The organism is Lancefieldella parvula, from assembly GCF_963530955.1.
In the GTDB taxonomy this organism is placed as follows: Bacteria; Actinomycetota; Coriobacteriia; order Coriobacteriales; family Atopobiaceae; genus Lancefieldella; species Lancefieldella parvula_A.
Genome location: NZ_CAUSFQ010000119.1, coordinates 1 through 3,235 on the forward strand (window position 1 = coordinate 1; position 3,235 = coordinate 3,235).

The following is a 3,235-nucleotide window of genomic DNA, read 5'->3' on the forward strand; positions in this document are numbered from 1 at the left end:
CTCAGCCTCTTGGAGAAAGTTGATCATCTGGAGGTCAAGCTTTTGAGCTTCGTGTCTGATATCATCAAGACTACGCACCAGGTTAAAGCTGCGTTCTTGCTCAAAGTAACCACCGATGAGGTCTGCCCAGCGCTGTTTTTCTTGGCGAGAAACTCGTGCAAATCCGTATCCAGGCAAGTCTACAAATTTGACGCCATCAACGTCAAAGAAGTTGATATTTGCAGTTTTACCTGGGACGCTTGAAACTCGTGCGAGCTGTTTTCGTCCAATAAGTTTATTTAAGAGGGAAGACTTACCCACGTTTGAGCGGCCCACAAAAGCCACCTCTGGAGTCTCTGGAGAAGGAAGTTGTGAGATTGCTCCGTATGATGCCTCATATTGTGCGGTTTCATACTTAAGACCCATGATGCCTCCCATTGCACTTCAAAAACGTAAGGTATTATTTTAGCGCAAACTGGGAGGTGTAGAACCTTACACCCACGTAACTGCCTGGCAGCAGCGCTTAAGCGCATCGATGTAGAGCTCACCAAAGGGCGAGAGGCTCTTCTCGTCGTGGGTAACGTAGCCAACTTCCATGTAATCATCAACAGCTAGAGGAATTGCAACAATGTTGGGGCCATTGAGCTCTTCGTTAATAAGACCGGTGCTGATGGTGTAACCGTTCAAGCCAATAATCAGGTTGAAGATAGTGGCGCGGTCTCGGACCATGATGTCCTTATCGCGATCAAGCGTTGCCAGAAGCTCCTCGGAGAAATAGAACGCGTTGTGCTCACCCTGCTCGTACGAAAGACGAGGGTAGGGAGCAAGATCGTTGAGTGTTACCGAGGAGCGCTTTGCCAGCGGGTTATCCTTTCCCACAAAGACGCTTGGCTTGCATTTAAACAATGGCGAGAAAACCAAGCCCTGGTCCTGCAGCGTTTTTCTAATAACGCGCTCGTTGAACGAGTTGAGGTAGAGGACGCCTACCTCACTTCTTAGCTTGGAGACGTCTTCGATAATCTCGTACGTCTGCGTCTCTCTGATACGGAAATCGTACTTTGAGCCGCCATGCTCTTTAATCAGGTTGACAAAGGCCTCAACGGCAAAGGAATAGTGCTGGCAAGAAACGCAGAAGCGCTGTTTGGTAGGAGCGGTGCCCAGATAGCGCTCTTCAATGAGGTCCGTCTGCGTGACAACCTGCCTGGCGTAACTCAAAAACTCCTCGCCATCTGCGGTAGGTTCAACGCCCTTGCTGGTCCTGTTAAAGAGGGAGATTCCCAGCTCAGCTTCAAGCTCTTTAACTGCGCTACTCAGGGTAGGCTGCGAGATAAAGAGCTGTTTAGCTGCGGCGTTAATGGTGCCAGCCTTAGCAATAGCAAGAACATATTTAAGTTGAGTCAGAGTCATAAGTCAGATTTCTACGCAGAGGTTTTTCTCGCCTTATTTAACACCATACTGCTGGTAGTAGGCATCAATGGAGGCTTTCAAGGTGTCGTCGATAATAACTTTACCGTCTACCTCGTTGTTGTAGAGGGCCTCGGTAACCTCGTCCATGGAGACAATGGCTGCAGTTGGCATGCCCCAGCGCTCGGAGACTTCCTGGAGAGCTGCAACTTTGCCGCCCTTGCCAACCTCCATGCGGTTGAGCGAGACAATCAGACCAACTACCTCGATCTTTGCAATAGAGGTAATCATAGGATAGGTCTCTTCGATAGATTTACCAGAAGTGGTGACGTCTTCAACCATAACCACTCTCTGGCCGTCTTTGAGCTCTGCACCTAAAAGCATGCCGGCGTCCGCGCCGTGATCTTTTGCTTCTTTTCTGTTGGAGCAGTACTGAACCTGCTTACCATAGAGCTCATTGATGCCCATTGCGGTGATAACGGAAAGGGGGATGCCCTTGTAAGCAGGACCAAAGACTACGTCAAAGTCCAGGCCAAAGTTGTCGTGAATGGCGCGAGCGTAATAAAGACCCAGCTTGTGGAGCTGCTCGCCAGTGACATAGGCGCCGGCATTCATGAAGAAAGGAGATTTGCGACCACTCTTGAGCGTAAAATCGCCAAATTTAAGTACGTTGCTCTGGACCATAAACTCAATAAATTCGCGCTTGTAGTCTTCCATGGCTTCTCCTTTAGCAGGCCTTTTAACGTGGCAGCACTTTGTAGGTAAGTTCTACTGCACTAGTTTAGCCGAATTACGGATAGGTGTTTTATGGCGCGGTGTTTTATGGCGTGCCGGCTTGGCTGTGTGAGATTAGCGTAAATACCGCCAGATATATCTCGCCTTTAAAACAGGCGAGAAGCACACGTTGGAAAGCTTGAATGAAATTCTTTCAGAAGATGATAAAATCAAAATCGGTTACAAGTCTAAAATGAGCTTAGAAGAAGCTAAAAAGAGGTATCCTGATTGGTATCAGCGCCGAATTGTTGAGGGGCAAAAGAAACCGAGTGAAGATTTTGTCTTTCATCGACATCGTGGAATTTATGATAACTGGAAACAAAAGATTATCAGCGGTGCAGTTGTCGGAAAGCGTTACTATTGCCTTGAAAATCTTTGCTCGTTAGCGGTTCAATGTTGTATCAGTCCTGAAGAGTTGGAAAAGGATTGTAAAATGATTATGGAACATTTTGAGACCCTTACAAATGACGATAAGAACCATTTTACGCTATCTGACGTTATTTCAGCTCTTGCAACTTACTACCGTAATGATACAAACGCATTTACACGCAAAATTGAGTATATCAGCGAGCGCACAGGCATTCCGCTTCAAAGAGCCAAGCGAAACGGAAATACAAGGGCGGAACACGTTGAAATCATGAATTTCACAAGGCAATTAAAAGGGCGTAGAGATAGCAAATATCTAGGCGGTAGACCTGATAAGAAAGCAATCGTCCAAGAATGGCGCAAAAAGAAACCTTGGGGAAAGAAAACCGATTGTCAAAGAGACACAGGTTTATCACGTCCAACAATTTCAAAATATTGGAATGTTGAAACAGACGAGTAAAAACTACTCAAATCGATTTTAAGCCCTGAAACGTGTGTAGATAAGGGGTACATGGATTTTATCATTAAAATCATGAGTATTGTCCGAGAGTGATTGGTCTTGCGTATGGTTAACCCTAAAGTTATGGAAATAAGACTTAGAAGCAAACTTAAGAGTGTGTTGATAGTGCATTATCTTAAAATTTTGTATAATAGGAACTTGAATTCTCAAAGCAAGTGCAACGTTTGGTGATGGTAGACTTCCCAAGGGCAC

At 46.0% G+C, this 3,235-nt stretch carries 4 protein-coding genes; 1 reads left to right on the forward strand and 3 read right to left on the reverse strand.

All coding sequences use genetic code 11. From position 1 onward, the window contains the following. From yihA to pyrE, 3 genes are all read right to left on the reverse strand, one after another. Positions 1–405 (reverse strand): ribosome biogenesis GTP-binding protein YihA/YsxC (yihA, locus tag RWJ43_RS06495; protein WP_314009100.1); only part of this gene is annotated, 405 nt, incomplete at its 3' end. Between the two features lie 66 nt (positions 406–471). Beyond that, positions 472–1,386 (reverse strand): LysR family transcriptional regulator, encoded by a 915-nt coding sequence (locus RWJ43_RS06500; protein WP_314009102.1) that lies wholly within the window; start codon positions 1,384–1,386, stop codon positions 472–474. Between the two features lie 33 nt (positions 1,387–1,419). Further along, the gene (gene pyrE / locus RWJ43_RS06505; RefSeq protein WP_314009104.1) at positions 1,420–2,100 is read right to left on the reverse strand and encodes an orotate phosphoribosyltransferase; all 681 of its coding nucleotides are present in this window, start codon (positions 2,098–2,100) and stop codon (positions 1,420–1,422) included. Positions 2,101–2,296: 196 nt separating this feature from the next. Between pyrE and RWJ43_RS06510 the strand changes: the two genes are divergently transcribed. Continuing rightward, complete coding sequence (locus RWJ43_RS06510) at positions 2,297–2,983, forward strand: hypothetical protein (RefSeq protein ID WP_009655682.1); 687 nt, start codon at positions 2,297–2,299, stop codon at positions 2,981–2,983. Positions 2,984–3,235 lie beyond the last annotated feature (252 nt).

Coding starts and splice junctions, on each gene's coding strand:
- pyrE (WP_314009104.1), bottom strand. CDS start 2,100: ATGGAAGACTACAAGCGCGAATTTATTGAGTTTATGGTCCAGAGCAAC.
- RWJ43_RS06500 (WP_314009102.1), bottom strand. CDS start 1,386: ATGACTCTGACTCAACTTAAATATGTTCTTGCTATTGCTAAGGCTGGC.